This is a genomic window from Dyella sp. Tek66A03, from assembly GCF_052567735.1.
Map to the genome: position 1 here is coordinate 964,295 of NZ_CP199584.1, position 17,601 is coordinate 981,895.

The 17,601-nt window shown below is 63.4% G+C and carries 16 protein-coding genes; 10 read left to right on the forward strand and 6 right to left on the reverse strand.

Translation table 11 applies throughout. The annotated features are described in order from the left end of the window. Nucleotides 1-11: 11 nt before the first annotated feature. The 6 genes from ACT01B_RS04215 (at nucleotide 12) to ACT01B_RS04240 (ending at nucleotide 6,834) form a co-directional block, all read left to right on the forward strand. A complete protein-coding gene (locus ACT01B_RS04215) occupies nucleotides 12-1,355 on the forward strand; it encodes a sigma-54-dependent transcriptional regulator (protein ID WP_445146134.1) in 1,344 nt (447 codons plus the stop codon). A gap of 104 nt (nucleotides 1,356-1,459) precedes the next feature. After that, the gene (locus ACT01B_RS04220; protein ID WP_445146135.1) at nucleotides 1,460-1,771 is read left to right on the forward strand and encodes a hypothetical protein; all 312 of its coding nucleotides are present in this window, start codon (nucleotides 1,460-1,462) and stop codon (nucleotides 1,769-1,771) included. Between the two features lie 28 nt (nucleotides 1,772-1,799). After that, a complete protein-coding gene (locus ACT01B_RS04225) occupies nucleotides 1,800-3,182 on the forward strand; it encodes a sensor histidine kinase (RefSeq protein ID WP_445146136.1) in 1,383 nt (460 codons plus the stop codon). A gap of 68 nt (nucleotides 3,183-3,250) precedes the next feature. Next, on the forward strand, nucleotides 3,251-4,210 hold the full coding sequence (locus tag ACT01B_RS04230; RefSeq protein ID WP_445146137.1) for an SPFH domain-containing protein: 960 nt from the start codon (nucleotides 3,251-3,253) through the stop codon (nucleotides 4,208-4,210). Nucleotides 4,211-4,237: 27 nt separating this feature from the next. Next, a complete protein-coding gene (locus tag ACT01B_RS04235; protein WP_445146138.1) occupies nucleotides 4,238-4,684 on the forward strand; it encodes an NfeD family protein in 447 nt (148 codons plus the stop codon). Nucleotides 4,685-5,562: 878 nt separating this feature from the next. Next, nucleotides 5,563-6,834, forward strand: coding sequence for a threonine/serine ThrE exporter family protein (locus tag ACT01B_RS04240; RefSeq protein ID WP_445146139.1), 1,272 nt, complete (start codon nucleotides 5,563-5,565; stop codon nucleotides 6,832-6,834). A 65-nt stretch (nucleotides 6,835-6,899) separates the two neighbouring features. Here ACT01B_RS04240 and ACT01B_RS04245 read toward each other — a convergent pair whose 3' ends face one another. The 3 genes from ACT01B_RS04245 to ACT01B_RS04255 form a co-directional block, all read right to left on the reverse strand. After that, complete coding sequence (locus tag ACT01B_RS04245) at nucleotides 6,900-7,223, reverse strand: H-NS histone family protein (RefSeq protein WP_445146140.1); 324 nt, start codon at nucleotides 7,221-7,223, stop codon at nucleotides 6,900-6,902. A gap of 287 nt (nucleotides 7,224-7,510) precedes the next feature. After that, the gene (locus ACT01B_RS04250) at nucleotides 7,511-9,208 is read right to left on the reverse strand and encodes a proline--tRNA ligase (protein ID WP_445146141.1); all 1,698 of its coding nucleotides are present in this window, start codon (nucleotides 9,206-9,208) and stop codon (nucleotides 7,511-7,513) included. A gap of 117 nt (nucleotides 9,209-9,325) precedes the next feature. Then, on the reverse strand, nucleotides 9,326-9,751 hold the full coding sequence (locus tag ACT01B_RS04255) for a DUF4124 domain-containing protein (protein WP_445146142.1): 426 nt from the start codon (nucleotides 9,749-9,751) through the stop codon (nucleotides 9,326-9,328). Between the two features lie 106 nt (nucleotides 9,752-9,857). Here ACT01B_RS04255 and pssA point away from each other — a divergent pair, with 106 nt between their 5' ends. The 4 genes from pssA to ACT01B_RS04275 all read left to right on the forward strand — a co-directional run bounded on the left by pssA (nucleotide 9,858) and on the right by ACT01B_RS04275 (nucleotide 13,066). Beyond that, complete coding sequence (gene pssA, locus ACT01B_RS04260) at nucleotides 9,858-10,628, forward strand: CDP-diacylglycerol--serine O-phosphatidyltransferase (protein WP_445146143.1); 771 nt, start codon at nucleotides 9,858-9,860, stop codon at nucleotides 10,626-10,628. A gap of 2 nt (nucleotides 10,629-10,630) precedes the next feature. Continuing rightward, nucleotides 10,631-11,107 carry a hypothetical protein gene (locus ACT01B_RS04265; protein WP_445146144.1) on the forward strand — a complete coding sequence of 159 codons (477 nt, stop codon included), beginning with the start codon at nucleotides 10,631-10,633 and terminating at the stop codon, nucleotides 11,105-11,107. Nucleotides 11,108-11,112: 5 nt separating this feature from the next. Continuing rightward, on the forward strand, nucleotides 11,113-11,583 hold the full coding sequence (gene rimI, locus ACT01B_RS04270; protein WP_445146145.1) for a ribosomal protein S18-alanine N-acetyltransferase: 471 nt from the start codon (nucleotides 11,113-11,115) through the stop codon (nucleotides 11,581-11,583). 433 nt (nucleotides 11,584-12,016) lie between these two features. Then, a complete protein-coding gene (locus ACT01B_RS04275) occupies nucleotides 12,017-13,066 on the forward strand; it encodes a TraB/GumN family protein (protein ID WP_445146146.1) in 1,050 nt (349 codons plus the stop codon). 93 nt (nucleotides 13,067-13,159) lie between these two features. Here ACT01B_RS04275 and ACT01B_RS04280 read toward each other — a convergent pair whose 3' ends face one another. The 3 genes from ACT01B_RS04280 to ACT01B_RS04290 form a co-directional block, all read right to left on the reverse strand. Next, nucleotides 13,160-16,006 (reverse strand): valine--tRNA ligase, encoded by a 2,847-nt coding sequence (locus tag ACT01B_RS04280; RefSeq protein ID WP_445146147.1) that lies wholly within the window; start codon nucleotides 16,004-16,006, stop codon nucleotides 13,160-13,162. Between the two features lie 201 nt (nucleotides 16,007-16,207). Continuing rightward, a complete protein-coding gene (gene hemE / locus ACT01B_RS04285; RefSeq protein WP_445146148.1) occupies nucleotides 16,208-17,275 on the reverse strand; it encodes a uroporphyrinogen decarboxylase in 1,068 nt (355 codons plus the stop codon). A gap of 1 nt (nucleotide 17,276) precedes the next feature. Beyond that, a complete protein-coding gene (locus ACT01B_RS04290) occupies nucleotides 17,277-17,537 on the reverse strand; it encodes a WGR domain-containing protein (protein WP_445146149.1) in 261 nt (86 codons plus the stop codon). Nucleotides 17,538-17,601 lie beyond the last annotated feature (64 nt).

Consider the following 17,601-nt stretch of genomic DNA (forward strand, 5'->3'; position numbering starts at 1 on the left):
GCAAGAGACGAATGCGAACCGTACTGATTATTGACGACAACCCGGCCGTGGGTGAGGCGCTGTCGCTGGCGCTTTCCCTCCATGAAATCCGCCCGTTGATCGCGCTGACGCCCGAGCAGGGGCTGGCCATGCTGGAAAGCGAGCGCGCCGACGTGGTCATTCAGGATATGAACTTCACCGCCGACACCACGTCCGGCGAGGAAGGCATCGCCCTGTTCCGGGCCATCCGTCAACGCCATACCGACCTGCCGGTGATCCTGCTTACCGCCTGGACGCATCTTGAAACGGCCGTGGAGCTGGTCAAGGCCGGCGCTTCGGACTATCTCGCCAAGCCGTGGGACGACGCCAAGCTGCTGACCACGGTGGAGAACCTGTTGGAGCTGTCGGAATCTACCCGCGAGGTGACCCGTACGCGCAACGAGCGTCGTCGTCGCCGTGAAGATTTGCAGCGCCGTTACGAACTCGACAGTTTGGTGTTTGCCTCCGAGGGCATGGCACGCACGCTGGAGCTGGCCTGCCAGGTGGCGCGTTCGGACGTACCGGTCTTGATCACCGGCCCCAATGGCGCCGGCAAGGAGCGTATCGCGGCGATTGTGCACGCCAATTCGGCGGCCAAGCGTGGCGCGTTCATTGCGGTGAACTGCGGTGCCTTGCCCGGCGAGCTGATCGAAGCCGAACTGTTTGGCGCTGACGCCGGCGCCTATACCGGCGCCAACAAGGCGCGCGAGGGCCGTTTTGAGCTGGCGGACGGCGGCACCTTGTTCCTCGATGAAATTGGCAACCTGCCGCTGTCGGGGCAGGTAAAGCTGCTGCGCGTGCTGGAAACCGGACAGTTCGAACGGCTCGGTTCCGGGCGTACGCGGCAGGTGAAGGTGCGTGTGCTGAGCGCAACCAACGCCGATCTCAAGGCTATGATCCGCGCCGGCACGTTCCGTGAGGATCTCTACTACCGCCTCAATGTCATCGAGGTCAATCTGCCGCCGCTGTCCGACCGTGTCGATGACATCCTGCCGCTGGCCGAGCACTTCCTCGACGGTCGCGCCGAGTTGGGCGATGCCGCGCGTGACGCCTTGCTGTCCTATCCCTGGCCGGGCAACGTGCGCGAGCTGAAGAACGCCATCGAGCGTGCCGCGCTCTTGGCCAGCGATGGCCGCATTTCACCGGAACAACTGAACCTGCCGCAAGTCGCTCCCACGGTCGTTCGCAATCTGGACGAGCCCAGTCGCGAGTCGGTGGAAGCGGCGCTGGAGAAAGCCGGCGGCGTCGTCAGCCGTGCCGCCCAGGCGCTGGGCCTGTCGCGCCAGGCACTGTACCGGCGCATGGAGCGCTACGGCCTGGCCCAGGTGCAGGTCTGATCCAGGCATGGCGTCGATCGGGCGTGAATGGCGCGTTGCGACATCAGTCATGATTGCCGCCGGTGGCGCCGGCGAGGATGATATCGATACCGATGGAGCCTGCCATGCGATATCGCAGCGTCGTGATTCTTCTAGCCTCCGTGCTCGCCGGTCCGGCGATGGCGCAAAGCGCCAAGCCGCCCGTTACACAGGCAAGCGACAAGTGGAGTGCGCCATCATCATCGAGCACCAGCGCGGGTACCTATCGCGATGCCCTGAGCACCGCCGCCAGCGACGCCGAGCGCTTCAAGTTCAGCAACCAGGGCCCAAAGGACAACGCGCCACCGGATCAGTCGCCAATTCGCGTAATCATCAACAACGGTCGCGGCCCTCATGTGAACTGCATACCGATGGGGATGAGCGGCGCGTGCCATTGACGACGATTTGCCTCGAAGGAAGAAGCCGATGCTGCGTGGTTTGAGTTCGCTCGAATCGCGCATGGTCCTGTTGCTGAGCCTGGCGGGCTTGTCGGGCGTACTGGTCTATGCCGGCGTCACGCAATGGCCGTTGCCGCAACTGCTGGTGTGGCTGCACAAGGACCTGGGCATCGACCTGGGTGCGCCGGCGCATTTCAGTTTCTATGGCGGCCTGATCGTTTCGATCATCCTGCTGCTGCCGCTGTCGCTGTGGCTGGGTCACCGTGTGATGTCGCCGATTACCAAGCTGCTGCGCGCGCTGGAAGGCGCGGTGGCGAGTTATCGCGATGGCGACTTCAGTTTCTCCATTGCGGCGGATCGTCGCGACGAACTGGGCGAGTTGATCCGCATGCACAACGCACTGGGCCAGACCTTGCGCGAGCAACGGCAGAACTTGGCCCAACGCGAGTTGCTGCTGGATACCGTGGTGCAGAACACGCCGGTGGCGCTGGTCCTGACCGATGCCAGCGGCCGCGTGACCTACGCCAATATCGCGGCTCGTCACCTGTTCAACGAAGGACGGACCCTGCACGGCTTGAGCTTTGTCGAGCTGTTGAGCGACGGCCCCGAGGCCCTGCGTCGCGCCGTGGAGGGGGGTGAGGATGCCTTGCTCACCGTGGAGATGGATGGTGGCGAGGAAACCTTCCACCTGTCGCAGCGCAGTTTCCGCCTGCAGGGGCGCCCCCATCGACTGCAGCTGTTTCGTCGCATGACGCGAGAACTCTCGCGACAGGAAGTGGCAACCTGGAAACGCGTGATCCGCGTAATCAGCCATGAGTTGAACAACTCGCTGGCACCGATATCGTCGCTTGCGCATTCGGGTGCCGAGCTTGCGCGACGTGGCGACACGTCACGCCTGCCGGGCGTATTCGCCACCATTGGCGAACGCGCGCGCCACCTGCACGGCTTCATCGCAGGCTATGCCAGCTTTGCCAAGTTGCCGGCGCCACAACCGGTAGCGATTGCATGGAAGGCCTTTCTCGATGGGCTTTCGCTCCACTGCCAATTCAAGCTGAGCGGCCATATCCCCGAGCAGCCAGGCTGGTTCGATGCGGGCCAGGTCGAGCAAGTGCTGATCAACCTGATCAAGAACGCCCACGAATCGGGCAGCGCCGATGACGAAGTGAGCTTGTCGCTGACGGTGATTGCCCGTGACTTGCGCATCGAAGTGGCCGATCGCGGTCCAGGCATGAGCGAGACGGTGCTGGCGCAGGCCTTGCTGCCGTTCTATTCGACCAAGCGTTCCGGTACGGGTCTCGGGCTGGCGCTGGCGCGCGAGATCGTGGAAGCGCACGGTGGGCGCATCGCACTGGCCAATCGCGAGGAAGGCGGCTTGCGCGTCAGCCTTCTGCTACCGCTCGGGCCGAAGTAACCGCTCGTATCCCTGCGAGGCACCTCACCTATACTCCGGGTATCTTTCAAGGATGCAGGAGTAGGGCCATGGGACAGTTGTTCGCTTTGGTCGTGGTCGTCGTCGTGGTGATCATCTTGGCCAAGTTGGTGCGCATCGTGCCGCAGGGCTACGAGTGGACGGTGGAGCGCTTTGGCATGTACACGCGCACGCTCAGCCCCGGCCTGCACTTCCTTATACCCGTCATGTACGGCATCGGCCGCAAGATGAACATGATGGAGCAGGTACTGGACGTACCATCGCAGGACGTCATCACCAAGGACAATGCCGTCGTACGCGTGGACGGGGTGGTGTTCTATCAGGTGCTGGATGCGGCCAAGGCCGCCTACGAGGTGGCGAACCTGGAGCAGGCAGCGCTGGCCTTGATCATGACCAATATCCGTACCGTGCTCGGTTCCATGGATCTGGACGAATCCTTGAGCCAACGCGATGCGATCAATGCCAAGCTGCTCAAGGTAGTCGATGAGGCGACCCATCCCTGGGGCGTCAAGGTCAACCGCATCGAGATCAAGGACATTGCGCCACCGCGCGACCTGATCGACTCGATGGCTCGCCAGATGAAGGCCGAGCGCGAGAAGCGCGCGAACATTCTCGAAGCGGAGGGCTTCCGCCAGGCGGCCATCCTCAAGGCAGAAGGCGCGAAGCAGTCGGTGATCCTGGCTGCCGAGGGTGAAAAGGAGGCGGCGTTCCGCGCGGCCGAAGCGCGCGAGCGTTCGGCCGCGGCCGAGGCCAAGGCGACGTCGATGGTTTCCGAGGCGATCGCCAATGGCAACATCAACGCGCTCAATTACTTCGTGGCCAACAACTACGTTGAGGCGCTGAAGGAAATGGCGAATTCGCCGAATCAGAAAATGCTGCTGCTGCCCATGGAGGCTACCGGCATTCTCGGTTCGCTGGCGGGCATTGCCGAACTGGCCAAGGAATCGTTGAGCCAGCAGCAGGTCCAAAGCGGGCAAGCTGGCCGGCGCACGCCGCCGCCGGTGGGCTGAGCATCCCCAGGCCGAGGACGAGACGACATGGAACAGGTGGCCTTGCACTATTGGTGGTGGATTCTCGCGCTGCTGTTGATTGCGCTCGAGGTGATCCTGCCGGGTTATTTCATGCTGTGGATCGGCATCGCCGCCGGTGTCACCGGGCTGGTCGTGTTGGTCGCGCCCGGCCTGTCGTTGTTAGGCCAGGCCTTGGTGTTCGCCGTGCTGGCGTTTCTTTCCTGCGCGGTCTACTGGTACGGGTTGCGCCCGAAGTTGATGCGCAACGAACCGGGCGATGCTTTGCTCAATCGTCGTGGTGAGCAAAAGATCGGTCAGCGTTACGTGTTGGCCGAGCCCATCATCAACGGGCGTGGCAAGGCGCGGGTGGGCGATGGTTTGTGGCTGGTGAGCGGGCCGGATCTGCCGGTGGGCAGTATGGTCGAGGTGGTGGGGGTGGATGGGACGACGTTGCTGGTGCGTCCTTCGGAGTGATTTGTCTCCCGCTTGCCTCGCCGTGAGCGCCGTAAGCTTTTTGATCGTCATCTCCACGCGTCACCGCGACCTGGCTCGCCTGCCGCGGGCTTCCGAGCCGCTGCCGCGGCCCGGGTCACTTTTCTCTGTTTGGCCAGAGAAAAGTAACCAAAAGAGAGGCCACCCCGATGGCGCGCCTTCCGGGCTACGCCCTCCAGGTGCGCGGGTGGGTTACGGAGGTTTGTCGACAGGGCATCCTGCCCTGACGACAAACTGGCCGGCGTCCTGCCGGCCACCCTGCGGGCTTTTCCTCCACCCACCCGCCACGCCATAGGGGCCCGAAGAGCCAAGAGCACGAGCAAGAGCGACGAGCAGCGCACCGCGCTGCTCGAGCCTTTGGCTCTGGCTTTTGACCTTCGGGACCCCTGTGCGGCGGTGAGGGTCGGACGATCAGGCCCGCAGGGGGATCGACAGGGATGTCGATCCCTTTTCGTCAGGGCAGGAGCCCTGTCGAAAAGCCCGGCCGACCCTCACGGACTTGCCGAGCTTTAGCTCGGCAAGCGCCAAGCGGGTTGCCCTTCTCCGTTGGTTACTTTCTCTTGGGCAAGCAAGAGAAAGTAACCCGGGCCGCGGCAGCGGCTCGGAAGCCCGCCGCAGGCGAGCCCGGTCGCAGCACCACCACACAAGAGCGAACGTCAGTGGATGACTGGTTTCGCCGTTGTAAAGCGCCTCCAGCTCTTGCTGGGATGACGAGCGAAATCTGCGATGACCAAGGCAAAAGCGTAAGCAACCCTAACAATAGCCATGCGAATCAGTTTTACTAACGGCATGCCCAAGGCCACGCCGACATCGCACCTATCCATGCCAAGCGCCGCACCCCCCATGCGACTCCTCCCTCGATGACTGCATCCGTCCTCACGCCGCTCGCCATGGCGCCGCTGAATACGCGCATCGCGTTCCTGCTCGAACTGGCGCGCCGTCTTCACCAGTACGGCACGGCGGCGCCGCGTCTTGAGGGAGCCATCGCCGGCTCGGCGCAGCGGCTTGGGCTGATTGCCGATGTATGGTCCAGCCCGACCGCCATCATTATCTCGTTCACCGATCTGGCACAGGACGAGCAGGACGTGGCCCAGGTCACCCAGGTGATGCGGCTGGCTCCGGGTGACGTGAACCTGGCGCGCCTGTGTGATGCCGATGCCATCGCCGACAAAGTGATTGCCGGTGACATGGAGTTGCGCGAGGGTTTTCGTCTGTTGCGGGAGCTGGGGCGCCCCGAGACGCGTCGCGCGCAGGCGGGTGTGATCGCCAGTTATGGGCTGGCGGCGGCCACCGTCGTGGCCTTGCTGCTGCACAGCTCGTGGGCGGACCTGCTCGCGGCGGCGTTCATTGGTCTGATTATCGGCAGCATTACGGTGCTGTCGGCGACACGACCTCGTTTGGCCGTGGCGAGTGAGGCGATCAGTGCGCTGGTGGCCACGGTCATTGCCATCATGGTCAGCCAGTTCGTGGTGCCGCTGGCGATCAAGTCGGTGATCCTTGCGGGCTTGATCGTCTTGATGCCAGGTATGGCGCTCACCACGGCCGTGCGCGAGATTTCCAGTCAACACCTGGTGGCCGGTGTGGCACGCATGGGTGGCGCCATCGCGACGCTGATCAAGCTGACCTTCGGCACCGTGGCGGGCACCCAGCTCTGCAGCGCGCTCGGTGTCGTTGGACGCGATTACGCGCTGCCGCCACTGCCCTCCTGGACGGATTACCCGGCCCTGCTGATCGGTGCCTTTGCCTTTGCCATTTCGTTTCGCGCGGCGCGACGCGACTGGCTGGTGGTCATGGCGGCGGTGGTGCTGGGTTATCTGGTGACGCGCTGGGGCGGCGTTTTTGCGGGCAATATCCCGGCGGCACCATTCGGCGTGTTCCTGGGTGGCCTGACGTTGAGCAGTCTGGCCAATCTTTACGCGCGATTCGTACATCGGCCGGGGGCGGTCATTCGCGAACCCGGCATTATCTTGCTGGTGCCGGGCAGTATCGGATACCGCAGCGCGTCTTATCTGCTGGAACGTGACACGAGCTTGGGTATGGACACCACCATGTTGCTGATCACCCTGTTGATTGCACTGGTGGCGGGTTTGTTGTTTGGAGATCTTTTGATCGCTCCACGTCGCTCGCTTTGAATCGAACGCCGAAATGAAAAACGCCGGCACTAGCCGGCGTTTTTGTTTTCGGGAACTCACGGCGATTAGATCGCCAGGTCCTTTTCCTTCTTGCCAGCCTTCAGCGCCTCATTGAACCAGCGCGGACGCTTGCCGCGACCGGACCAGGTCTGCTCCGGGTCGGCGGGATTGCGGTACTTCGGCGCCACGGTACCGCCGCTGCGGCGGGTCTTCGCGCGTCCATGGCCGAAGATATCCTCGAATGCATAACCCTCGGCCTTGATCAACGCGTGAATCTTTTCACGCAGCTTGACCACCTTTTCCTTGCGCAGTTCATTCTGACGCAGCTGGGCCTTGCTGATCAGGTCATTGAGCTGGCTGTGATTGAGGCTCTTGATATCAACTGCCATGAGCAACTCCGGAAGGTGAGTAGGGCTATAAATGGGCGTCGTCGACGTAGGGACGAGGCATCTTCGATTTACTTTTGATTCTCTATCATGTGCATCGCAATTGCAAAGCGTCGGAAAAAGGCGATTCCGCTTTGGATGGCGCCCATTAGCAATGAATCTGTATTAGATGGGTAATGCATGGATGTCAGATATTTGAAAAAGTTCAGCATGGCCAGAGGGCTGACGGTGCCCGCAAAAGAAAACGGCCGCGCAGGGCGGCCGTTTCCCTGGATCATTCAACGGGTGGATTAGCCGAGCAGGGAGAACAGCTCGTCCTGCGTAATGGCACGGCTTTCCGCGGCATCGCGCGCACGATATTCCAGCGTGCCGGCCGCCATGCCACGTTCGCTGATAACTACGCGATGCGGAATGCCGATTAATTCCATGTCTGCGAACATGGCGCCCGGGCGAAGGCCACGGTCGTCCAGCACCGTCTCAATGCCGCGCTCATTTAGCTGCGTATAAAGCGCATCAGCCGCCTGGGCGATGTCCGGCGAGTTTTTGGGATTGATCACACAGACGGCGATGCGCCACGGCGCCATCGCCTCCGGCCAAATGACACCGGCTTCGTCGTGGCGTTGCTCGATGGCTGCGGCCACGATCCGGCTGACGCCGATACCGTAGCAGCCCATATACATCACCTGGGCCTTGCCCTTTTCGTCCAGCACGGTGGCCTTGAGCGCCTCGGCATACTTCTGGCCTAGCTGGAACACGTGGCCCACTTCGATGCCGCGGGCGATGCGCAGCGTGCCGTGGCCGTCCGGCGAGGCGTCACCTTCGACGACCTTGCGGATGTCCTCAACGCGGGTGATGCGTGCATCGCGGTCCCAGTTGGCGCCGGCGTAATGGGTGCCATCCTGGTTGCCGCCGCAGACGAAATCGGCGAGTACGGCGGCACTGCGATCGACGATGACCGGCACCGAGGCGGGCAGGCCGACCGGGCCAAGGAAGCCGGGACGGGTGCCGGTGAGGGCGAGGATCTCTTCCTCGCTGGCCAGTTCCGATGCGCCCGGCAGCTCAGCCAGATTGGCCGCCTTCACTTCGTTGACCTCATGGTCGCCACGCACGCACAGCGCGACCAGCCCTTCGGTGCCGCGCACCAGGATGGTCTTCACGCACTGCTGCGGCGAGACCTTGAGGAAGGTTGCCACCTCGTCGATGGTCTTCTGCGTGGGCGTGTCCATGCGCTGCAATGCGGCGGCAGGGGCAGGGCGCTCGATGGCCGGTGCCAGCGCCTCGGCCTTTTCGATATTGGCCGCGTAGTCGGAGCCATCAGAGAACGCGATGGCATCCTCGCCCGAGTCGGCCAGGACCTGGAACTCGTGGCTGGCGTTGCCGCCGATGGCGCCGGTATCGGCCTGCACTGCACGGAACTTCAGGCCCAGGCGGGTGAAGATGCGCGCGTAGGCCTGGTACATCACATCGTAGGTTGCGGCCAGCGAGTCCGGCGTGAGATGGAAGGAGTAGGCGTCCTTCATCAGGAACTCGCGCGCGCGCATCACGCCGAAACGGGGGCGGATTTCGTCGCGGAACTTGGTCTGGATCTGATAGAAGTTGAGCGGCAGCTGTTTGTAGCTCTTGAGCTCGTTACGCGCGAAATCGGTGATGACTTCCTCGTGCGTGGGACCGTAGCAGAACTCCTGCTCCTTGCGATCCTTGATCTTCAGCAGCTGGCCGCCGAATTTCTCCCAGCGACCGGTTTCTTCCCACAGCTCCCTGGGCTGGATGGAAGGCATCAGCATCTCGATGGCGCCGGCGCGATTCATTTCCTCGCGCACTACGTTCTCCACCTTGCGCAGCACGCGCAGGCCCAGCGGCGACCAGGTGTAAAGGCCGGCTGCGAGCTTGCGTATCATGCCGGCGCGCAGCATCAGTCGGTGGCTGGTGATTTCGGCGTCGGCGGGGACTTCCTTGACGGTGGCCAGGTGGAATTGGCTAAGGCGCATGCGAGCGGATCCGGCGGGTTAAAAGAGGCCGATTATAGCGATCCGCGATGCCGACTCCGCAGATTCGAGCCCAGGAACGTTGTCGAGGGCCGGAATCCGCAGGAACGGTTCGGTGGCTCAGCCGCCCGAGCAGAACTGCTGGTACTGGCCTTCGGCAGCGGTCTGCTGCTGCTTGCGCTGGTCGGCATCCATCACCTTCTGCTGGCCGCCATCGTCCATGACCACTGGGCCGCTGCTCTTGAGGGCCTCCAGGTTGCTTTTGAGCGACGCGCACATTTTGGCCCGGTTCTCAGGCGTGTCCGCTACCGGCTGGGGGGCAGGTTTGCTCGCCACTTGGCCCGCGCTCTCGGCATTGGCCCTGGGTGCGGGCTCGGCCAACGGCTCCACCGTGCCCGAGGTGGTCACCTTCTTGTAGTTGGTGCCCTGCGGCGGGGGCGCATCGGAGTAATGCACGGTGCCGCCGGCATCGGTCCATTTATAGGCCTGGGCAGCGACCAGGGGCGCAACGAGCAGTAACGCGGCGGCGATCAGCAAGCGGCGCATCGGGTTCTCCATGGCTTTGGACAAGGTGCACAAGTAAACAACCCCCTTCGGCCGGACTCAAGCGGCGGATGGTTTACACTGCGCGCATTCCGTCACGGATTGATTCATGAGCGACAGTACGCCAGTCCGCCCCCCGCGACATAGGGGTATTTACCTACTGCCGAACCTGTTCACGACGGGCGCCATGTTCGCCGGTTTCTACGCGATTGTCGTGAGCATTGGCGGTGATTTCAGCTCGGCAGCCATTGCCGTGTTCGTGGCTGCGCTTCTGGACGGCATGGACGGCCGGGTGGCCCGCCTGACCGGCACGCAGACCGAGTTCGGTGTCCAATACGACTCGCTGTCCGACCTGGTGAGCTTTGGCCTGGCGCCGGCCTTGGTCATGTACACGTGGTCGTTGTCCACGCTTAGGGACTTCGGTCCGACCTGGGGCAAGATCGGCTGGGCCGCCGCCTTCATCTACGCCGCTTGCGCCGCTTTGCGCCTGGCTCGCTTCAACACCCAGGTGGCGGTGATCGACAAGCGCTATTTCCAGGGTCTGGCCAGTCCGGCCGCCGCCGCCGTGTGCATGTCCTTCGTCTGGAGCATGGACAAGTTCGGCATCCTTGGCGAAGAGGTGTGCTTCATCACGATGGTGATGGCCGTGGTGGTGGGTCTGCTGATGGTGAGCCGCTTCCGCTACTACAGCTTCAAGTCGCTGCCGATGGGCGATCGCGTGCCGTTCCTGTGGATCATCATCGGCGTGCTGATCCTGGTACCGTTTTTCGTGGATCCGCCGCGCGTGCTGTTCGTGGTGTTTACCTTATACCTGTTGTCCGGGCCGGTCATGACCCTGTGGGGTCGCGCGACCCGCCGCCGGCGTCGCGGAGCGGCTTGAGCATGGCCACGCTCGCCCAAGCCTCTTCGGCCCACCGTGAGCGTGTGCTGCGCGCCTTGGGTGTGACGCCTTGGGTGCGCCGCGTCCCGTCTGAAGTCGTTACCGAAACCATCGAGATTGCGCCGGCGGCAGCATCGTCGGGCGCATGCGTCGTGCTGTTGCCGGCGGGTTGCTCACAGCGTGAGCTGGACTTGGTGGGGCGTGCGTTGATGACCAGTGGCGCAACCGTGGCTCGCGCGCCACGTATCGAAGTGAGCAATGGCCAGCTGCCTTCGGTGCCGGAGGCTCGCGCCTATCTTGTCTTTGGCGAGGCGCAGGCGCATGCGCTGGGCCGTGAGCTGCCGGCGGCGACGCTCAGCCGGGCACATATCGTACTGGCCGACGAGCCTGCCGGCGTGTTGGCGTCGGCGGCAAGCAAACGTCGCCTGTGGAATGCGCTGCGCAGCCTGCGGCGTGCCCTGGCCGCACCCATGGAATAGTGACCATGGTCGCCGTGGCCCGTCCTCATGCCGAGATCCGCGCCATGCGGCGCGAAGATTTGCCCGCGGTCGCGGCCATGGAGGCCGCCTCCTACGATTTTCCCTGGACGCAAGGCATCTTCAGCGACTGCCTGAAGGCCGGTCATCCGTGTTGGGTGATGTGGGTCGAGGGCGAGGCGGCAGGTTACGGTGTGTTGTCCGTGGCCGCTGGCGAAGCCCACGTGCTGAACGTGTGTATCGGTCCAGCGCATCGCGGGCTGGGCCTGGGACGCTTGCTGATGCGACGACTGCTCGATATCGCACGCTGGAACGGAGCGACGCGCGTGTTCCTCGAGGTCCGCCCTTCCAATCCCATCGCGCAGAAACTCTACGAGTCGATGGGCTTTGACGAGATCGGTCGGCGACCGAAGTACTACCCGGCCAAGCAAGGGCGCGAGGATGCCATTGTGATGGCGTTGGATTTGTTGCCCTCGTAGCTCCCGTCGCCCTCGTCACACCGAGCACGCATCGAGATGCGTGGACGAACTCGTCGCCGAGGAGGGGAAAGAAAGTCGCGATCACTGGCGATATGGCGATGGCATTGAGCATCGGCGACTTTCGCGTGTGTGCCGGTGAGACCGGCTGGCATTTTGGTTAATACAAGGCCATGACCTGGATCATTGCCGACAACGGGCTATGTAAAAGCCTACAAATAATGTGGGTGTTGAATGGGTACCCTCCCAGGAGTCAGGTGACGTAGCGTTGACCACCTCGGCGTTCGCCGGGTGATGCGCGGTTTCAGGCACTTCGTTAGGTCGGGATGAATGCACGTGGGCCGAGATGACCTCATCCCGGGGCAGGGTCGTTCATCCGGATTTCCGCCAAAGCCAATCGCACCGCGTCAGGTTCCGTACGCTTGTAGGGATACCCATGCAGACAGCAAGTCGCTTCCGCAGCATTGCATTGCTCTCCTTGGCCATGTGGGCCACGCTCGAGGCGTTCGCACAGACGGCTCCGCCACGCCCTGCACCAGACGCCGCTGTAACCTTGGCACCCATCGTGGTTTCAGGCGTCCTGCCCGGTCCCGCGCTGTGGCGGGTAAGCAAGGACGGTCACGTGATGTGGGTGCTTGGCATCACCTCTCCCTTGCCGAAAGACATGCAGTGGGAGTCGTCCAAGGTTGAGCAGCTGATTGCCTCGTCCCAGCAGGTGCTCAAGCCGCCGGGGATGGGCATGGGGGCGAACGTAGGCCTTTGGGGCCGGCTGTCCCTGATCCCCTCGATGATCGGACTGGAGAGGCTTCCCGATGGCCAGACGCTGCAACAGGCGCTCCCGTCCGAGCTCTACAACCGTTGGCTCGTGCAAAAGCACAAGTACCTGCAAGACAGTCGGAATGTCGAGCGATTGAGGCCGTCTTTTGCGGGAAAGAAGTTATACAGCGCTGCGCTAAGTCAATCGGGGCTGACCGACAACCGTACGGTGGAGCAGGTCGTCTATGCCGCCGCCAAACGAAGCAAGGTAGCCGTCACGGACACGCTCTATGTCTTGATGCTGGATAACCCAAGCCAAGCGGCAAAGCAGTTCAAGAAGGCGTCAATCGATGACCAGCAGTGCCTCCGCGGCATTCTCGACTCGATAGACCAGGATTTTCTGCAGGCCACGGAACGGGCGAACGCATGGGCGACGGGAGACCTACAGACGCTGAGCAACGTGCTGTCTACCAGACAGCAGGATGAATGTCTTTCCGCCATCGGCAACACGAGCTTTGCGAAAACCATTGGTATGACCGATGTATCCCACCAAATCCAAAAGGCATGGATCAAGGCTGCGGAGGCCGCACTGGAGCGTGCCCCGCAATCAGTGGCCTTGCTCCCCATGAATTTGGTCGTGGCCGGCAATGGCTACCTGAAAGCGCTGGAGAAGGAGGGCTACACCGTAGAGGCGCCGGAAGCCCTCTCCGAAACGAAGGCTGGTCTTTGAGTTCGACTTGGCGTTTTGCGCCAAGAAGGAACGTGGCGGCTTTGCTCCTTCTCCCCGTTGGGTCGCCCAAAGGGGAGAGGGAGTAAGAGTTTTTCACCCCAGCTTCTGCGCCTGTTCGCGCAGCGCATGGAGCTGCACGCCCCAGTCGGCGATGCGCTGGCGCTCCTGTGTCACCACTTCGGCGGGTGCATTCGCCACGAAGTTGGCGTTGCCGAGCTTACCCTCGCACTTCTTGATCTCGCTTTCGATGCGGGCAATTTCCTTGGCCAGGCGCGTCTTCTCGGCGCCGAGGTCGATCAAGCCGGCCAGCGGAATCAGTACACGCAGCGAGCCGACCACGGCCGCGGCTGCCGCAGGCTCGTCTGCGCCAGACGCGATCCATTGCGGTGCGTCGACGCGGGCGAGGAAGCTGATCTGCGCGGCGAACTTGGCGGCGCGTGAACGATCCGTCGCATCGCCGTCGGCGAGCAGAAGGGGAATGGTCTTGCCCGGGGCGATGTTCATTTCCGCGCGGATGCGGCGGATGCCGCTCAGCACATTCTTGAACCACTCGATTTCGGCGGTGGCGGCTTCGTCCGCCGCGATCTCGTCGGCACGCGGCCACGGACGCTGCATCAGGCCGCCTTCGGCGAGGCCGAGCTTCGGTGCGACCGATTGCCAGATCTCTTCGCTGATAAACGGCACGATCGGGTGCAGTGCGCGCAGCACGGTTTCCAGTACCACGACCAGGGTGTGACGCGTGGAGGCGGCCGCTAGTGCGTCGTCGCCATTCAAGGCTGGCTTTGACAGTTCCAGGAACCAGTCACAGAACTCGTTCCAGGTGAACTCGTACAGCTCCTGCGCCAGCAGGTCGAAGCGGTAACTGGCGAAATGCTGCTCCACATCGAGCAAGGTCTGCTTGAGGCGCGTAAGAATCCAGCGCTCCGCTTCCGTCGCCGGTGCGTCGGCGGGTGCCGGCAGTTCGCCTTCGGGCATGTTCATCAGCACGAAGCGCGCGGCATTCCACAGCTTGTTGCAGAACGCCTTGTAGCCTTCCGCGCGCTTGATGTCGAAATTGATGGTGCGGCTGTAACTTGCCAGCGCGGCGAAGGTGAAACGCAGCGCATCGGTGCCGATCGCGGGAATGCCGTTCGGGTAATCCTTGCGGATGCGCTTCTCGACCTTTTCTCGCACCTGCGGGATCAGCAGCGACTTGGTGGATTTCTCCACCAACGGCTCCAGTTCGATGCCGTCGATAAGGTCAAGCGGGTCTAGCGTATTGCCCTTGGACTTGGACATCTTCTGGCCTTCCGCATCGCGCACGATGGCGTTGATGTACACCTCGCGGAACGGCACCAGGCCAGTGAAGTATTTGGTCGCCATCACCATGCGGGCGACCCAGAAGAAGATGATGTCGAAGCCGGTGACCAACACCGCGCTGGGCAGGAAGATCTGGTCGTGCTGCCAGTCAGCCACGATCTCGCCGTGTTCGTTCTTCACCGGGCCTTCGGCGGGCCAGCCAAGCGTGGAGAACGGCCACAGCGCCGAGCTGAACCAGGTGTCGAGCACGTCATCGTCCTGACGCAGGGCGCCGACGGGAGCGACGGTGCCGTGCGCGCGGGCATCGGCTTCGTCTTCACCCACGAAGATGTTGCCTGCTTCGTCATACCACGCCGGAATGCGGTGGCCCCACCACAGCTGGCGGCTGATGCACCAGTCCTGGATGTTGTCCAGCCATTGCGTATACGTGGTGCTCCAGTTTTCCGGCACGAACTTGATCTCGCCCGAACGCACCGCGTCGAGTGCGGGTTCGGTAATCGCCTTGCGGCCACCGATGGTACCCGCCGGCTTGGCGCGACCTTCCGGAAGCTCGTCGGTGGTGAGGTCGAGGAACCACTGGTCGGTCAGCATCGGCTCGATCACCGCGTCCGAACGCTGGCTCACCGGCACCTGCAGTTTGTGTGGCTTGGTTTCGACCAGCAGGCCTTCGGCTTCCAGGTCGGCCAGCACGCGTTTGCGCGCCTCGAAGCGATCCAGGCCCTGGTACTTGGCCGGCGCGTTTTCGTTGACCTTGGCGTCGAGCGTAAAGATGCTGATCGGGGCAAGGTTATGGCGCTGGCCGATGGCGTAATCGTTGAAGTCGTGGGCCGGCGTAATCTTCACGCAGCCGGTGCCGAACTCGCGATCCACGTAGTCGTCGCCGATCACCGGAATCTCGCGGCCGGTCAGCGGCAGGGTCAGCGTCTTGCCAATGAGATGCGCATAGCGCTCGTCTTCCGGATGCACGGCGACGGCGACGTCGCCAAGCATGGTTTCCGGACGCGTGGTGGCAACCACCAGGCTGGTGCTGCCGTCCGCGGTGGGATAGCGAAGCGACCACATATGGCCGTCGCGTTCCACGTTGTTCACTTCCAGATCGGACACCGCCGTGCCCAGCAGCGGATCCCAGTTGACCAGGCGGTTGCCGCGGTAGATCAAGCCCGCGCGATACCACTCCACGAACACCTTGCGCACCGCCGCCGAGAGCCCCTCGTCCATGGTGAAGCGCTCGCGCGACCAGTCGGCGGCGGCGCCGATGCGGCGCATCTGGTTGGTGATGGTGGAGCCCGATTCTTCCTTCCACTTCCACACGCGCTCGATGAAGGCTTCGCGACCCAGGTCATGGCGGGTCTTGTCGTCGTTAGCGAGCTGGTTTTCCACGATCTTCTGCGTGGCGATGCCGGCGTGATCGGTACCCACCTGCCACAGCGTGTTCATGCCACGCATGCGCTGGTAGCGGATCAGCATATCCATCACGGTCTGCTGGAACGCATGCCCCATATGCAGCGTGCCAGTGACATTCGGCGGTGGCAGCAGGATGCAGTACGGCTCGCCACGACCGGAGGGCTTGAAGTCGCCACTGGCTTCCCAGCGGCTATACCACGTCGACTCGATCTGGCTGGGCTCGAAACTCTTTTCCATCGGGGGCTCGCGATTGCGCGCCAGGATCGGCGCGTGGGGATGGGCGTGAAAGGGTCGATTGTACGGGTGGGTGGGCTGGGGTGCCAAAAACGGGGGCGTTGGCCCATTAAAAACCGTCGGAACGACGGGATAGGGAGGCTGCCGCGAGCCCCCGCCCCTCACCCCGGCCCTCTCCCCGCAGGGGAGAGGGAGCAAGGCGGGTTAGCCGCGCAGGGTGCGGCCGTAGGCGTGGACTTCGTCCACCAGCACCTTGACGTGCTCGGGATCGACCTCGGGGGTGATGCCGTGGCCGAGGTTGAAGACGTGGCCGGGGTGGTTGCCGTAGCTGTCCAGCACCCGGCGCGCCTCGCGGCGGATGATCTCAGGGCTGGCGCGCAGTACGGCGGGGTCGAGATTGCCTTGCAGGGCCACGCGGCCGGCAACGGCCTGGCGGGCGTCGGACAAGTCCATGGTCCAGTCCACGCCCAGGCCGGCGCAGCCGGTGTCGGCCAGCTGGGACAGGTGCTGGCCGGCACCCTTGGAGAACAGGATCACCGGCAGCTCGCGGCTGTGGGGATCGGCCTTCAGCGCATCCATCACCTGGGCCATATAGCGCAGGGAGAATTCGCGGAACGCGGCCGGGCCCAGTAGGCCGCCCCAGGTGTCGAATACCATCAGCGCCTGGGCGCCGGCGGCGGCCTGGGCAATCAGGTAGGCGGCAACGGACTGCGCCAGCGTGTCGAGCAACTGGTGGGCCAGGGCCGGTTCATTCCAGCACATGGCCTTGAGTGTGGCGAAATCGCGCGAACCATGGCCCTCGACCATGTAGCACGCTAAGGTCCACGGACTACCGGAGAAGCCGATCAGCGGCACGCGACCATGCAGCTCGCGACGGATCAGGCGCACGGCATCCATCACATAGCGCAGCTCGCCTTCCATATCCGGCACGCCGAGCTTGTCGATGTCGGCCTTGCTGCGCACGGGGTGCGCGAACTGCGGACCTTCGCCTTGGGCGAAGTTCAGGCCAAGGCCCATCGCGTCGGGGATGGTGAGGATGTCGGAGAACAGGATGGCGGCGTCCAGCTCGAACCGTTGCAACGGCTGCAGCGTTACTTCGCACGCCAGCTCCGGGTTCTGCGCCAGCGCCATGAAGCTGCCGGCGCGGGCGCGGGTGGCGCGGTATTCGGGCAGGTAACGGCCGGCCTGGCGCATGACCCAGATGGGCGTAGTGTCGGTGGCCTCACGGCGCAGGGCGCGCAGGAAGCGGTCGTTTTTCAGGGTTTCTAGCATTTCAGTGTCCGTACGGGCCTTCCAGCCCCTGGCTGAACATCACGCGGAAGCCGCGTTTGAGCTGCACATCGCGGGCCTTCTCGAAGGCGGCGATAGCGTCGTCGCGTTCGAGAAACTGCTCGCGCTTAAGTGTGGCCTTGCCACCCTGGACACCGGATTCGCGATAAAGCGTCCAGCCACCGAGCAAGTCCTGCTCGATCGCAATCTGGACATAGCGCGGCGCCTGGCTGGCATCGGGCATGGCTTGCAGGTAGAGACGCATGGATACCTGGGCTTGGGAGCGGCAAGGTGCCGTAATGCCCGCATTCTAGAAGGCCGGACAAGTA

Coding starts and splice junctions, on each gene's coding strand:
- ACT01B_RS04215 (WP_445146134.1), top strand. CDS start 12: ATGCGAACCGTACTGATTATTGACGACAACCCGGCCGTGGGTGAGGCG.
- ACT01B_RS04220 (WP_445146135.1), top strand. CDS start 1,460: ATGCGATATCGCAGCGTCGTGATTCTTCTAGCCTCCGTGCTCGCCGGT.
- ACT01B_RS04225 (WP_445146136.1), top strand. CDS start 1,800: ATGCTGCGTGGTTTGAGTTCGCTCGAATCGCGCATGGTCCTGTTGCTG.
- ACT01B_RS04230 (WP_445146137.1), top strand. CDS start 3,251: ATGGGACAGTTGTTCGCTTTGGTCGTGGTCGTCGTCGTGGTGATCATC.
- ACT01B_RS04235 (WP_445146138.1), top strand. CDS start 4,238: ATGGAACAGGTGGCCTTGCACTATTGGTGGTGGATTCTCGCGCTGCTG.
- ACT01B_RS04240 (WP_445146139.1), top strand. CDS start 5,563: ATGACTGCATCCGTCCTCACGCCGCTCGCCATGGCGCCGCTGAATACG.
- ACT01B_RS04245 (WP_445146140.1), bottom strand. CDS start 7,223: ATGGCAGTTGATATCAAGAGCCTCAATCACAGCCAGCTCAATGACCTG.
- ACT01B_RS04250 (WP_445146141.1), bottom strand. CDS start 9,208: ATGCGCCTTAGCCAATTCCACCTGGCCACCGTCAAGGAAGTCCCCGCC.
- ACT01B_RS04255 (WP_445146142.1), bottom strand. CDS start 9,751: ATGCGCCGCTTGCTGATCGCCGCCGCGTTACTGCTCGTTGCGCCCCTG.
- pssA (WP_445146143.1), top strand. CDS start 9,858: ATGAGCGACAGTACGCCAGTCCGCCCCCCGCGACATAGGGGTATTTAC.
- ACT01B_RS04265 (WP_445146144.1), top strand. CDS start 10,631: ATGGCCACGCTCGCCCAAGCCTCTTCGGCCCACCGTGAGCGTGTGCTG.
- rimI (WP_445146145.1), top strand. CDS start 11,113: ATGGTCGCCGTGGCCCGTCCTCATGCCGAGATCCGCGCCATGCGGCGC.
- ACT01B_RS04275 (WP_445146146.1), top strand. CDS start 12,017: ATGCAGACAGCAAGTCGCTTCCGCAGCATTGCATTGCTCTCCTTGGCC.
- ACT01B_RS04280 (WP_445146147.1), bottom strand. CDS start 16,006: ATGGAAAAGAGTTTCGAGCCCAGCCAGATCGAGTCGACGTGGTATAGC.
- hemE (WP_445146148.1), bottom strand. CDS start 17,275: ATGCTAGAAACCCTGAAAAACGACCGCTTCCTGCGCGCCCTGCGCCGT.
- ACT01B_RS04290 (WP_445146149.1), bottom strand. CDS start 17,537: ATGCGTCTCTACCTGCAAGCCATGCCCGATGCCAGCCAGGCGCCGCGC.